The sequence below is a fragment of the Vibrio sp. 1159 genome (genome assembly GCF_033340395.1).
GTDB lineage: Bacteria > Pseudomonadota > Gammaproteobacteria > Enterobacterales > Vibrionaceae > Vibrio > Vibrio alginolyticus.
The window spans coordinates 1-1,454 of record NZ_JAWOWL010000098.1 but is presented as its reverse complement, the minus strand read 5'-3'; the positions used below and the strand labels follow the sequence as shown (position 1 = coordinate 1,454).

Below are 1,454 nucleotides of genomic sequence, written 5' to 3'. Positions count from 1 at the left end.
ATGATTGATGAGAAGCTTGAGCAAGAGTTGGCAAGGTTTGAGAAGAACTTTGTCAAATACAGCAAGAAAAATCCTGAACAGTATCAATTTGGTGAAGCGTTTGGGACGCATTTACTTGAAAGTGAACACCTTTCACCAGAGCAGCGTGAGCGAGTAGAAAAACAGATTGAGAGCCAGAAGCAGCGCATAGAGCAGTGCACCGCTAAGGCAAATAAGAATAAAACTGAACCTGATCCTAAAACCAAAAAGTTAAAACTATGAGGACCGTCATAAACAGCCTGGGCCAAACTACAGATAAAACATAAAATGACTAAAATTACTGTAGAAACAATAACCTAATAAGGTGGGCGCATGATTTTTAGAACCAGTAAGGCTATCGCCATCAGCATTGAAGATGTGCCAGATGGAATGACAGCAGCACTGAGCAACTATCGTTTCACAGCGAAAGTTGAGCAGCGTATCCATAAGAAAGGTGAAGAGTATCTAAATTACAGCTTCATGCTGAATTACCGTTACTGGATTGGTTGGCTTGTACCTTTACCAATGATGATTCTGGGTGTGTTTGCTTTATTCGATATTATTGGAGCAGACTTTCCCCAGCATGTTGCTGATATGGTTTATTTGAACCAAGGGGTCAAAGCGATGATCCCTCGTTTTCTTGGTACATGGATTTTAGGCTCAGCATTCTTCATTGCGGCTCATATCGTGTTTGGCATCCGTCATGCAGTAAAATATAAGATGGTTATGCTGTTCTTTGATTTTCTTTGGGCAGGACTCTCTGGGGCTTTACAGGCTGGTTTTGTTTGGGCGTTCACTCTGTTTTGGGGAGCGCAAATTTTTTAATTGCAAATAAAAAGTACGGCACTCCAAAATAACATTGTAACATTCTTTTACACATGTTACAATGTGAAACTATAACAATATGATTCATGGAGTAATAATGAAAAAAATCATAATAACAATGGCAGTGGCGTCTTCTCTTCTTCTATCTGGTTGTGCACAGCGTGTAGCAGATTTCACGTTAGCATCAACAAAAAATGTAGAGTTGAATGATGGAGATTTTGTTAAAGGTGATCGTGTTACAGGTGAAGATTCAAAACCTATCATCATCTTTCCTTTAGGTATTCCATCGGTTAAAGAAGCTTCTGATAAAGCTATCGAAAATGACAAGTGTGCAGTTGCTCTAACAGATGTAACAGCAGATTTCGAGTTTTTCTCTTTCTTCTTTGGCTTCCAAAAATATAAGATTGAGGGTGACTTGGTAATCGACAAATCTCAGAAAGGCTGTGAAAACTGGCCTAACTAACAGAATATTAAAAAGGAAGGTGAGCACAAATGGCTCACCTTTTTTTGGGCTTGGCTGTCGAATACTCTGCCAACTCAAACATCGAATTTTTTAGGCATTCCGTATGATAATACCTCAAGTAATGACTGAGCATTCTGGTTATTAAATC

The 1,454-nt window shown here is 39.1% G+C and carries 3 protein-coding genes; all 3 read left to right on the top strand.

Going from position 1 to position 1,454, the window contains the following annotated elements; all coding sequences use genetic code 11:
• Window positions 1-261: hypothetical protein (locus R7127_RS26140; RefSeq protein WP_318148674.1), on the top strand; the 261-nt coding region annotated here is incomplete at its 5' end.
• Window positions 262-351: 90 nt separating this feature from the next.
• The gene (locus R7127_RS26135; protein WP_169628395.1) at window positions 352-843 is read left to right on the top strand and encodes a hypothetical protein; all 492 of its coding nucleotides are present in this window, start codon (window positions 352-354) and stop codon (window positions 841-843) included.
• Between the two features lie 97 nt (window positions 844-940).
• Window positions 941-1,306: a hypothetical protein gene (locus R7127_RS26130; protein ID WP_318141768.1), complete on the top strand. Its 366-nt coding sequence runs from the start codon at window positions 941-943 to the stop codon at window positions 1,304-1,306.
• Window positions 1,307-1,454 lie beyond the last annotated feature (148 nt).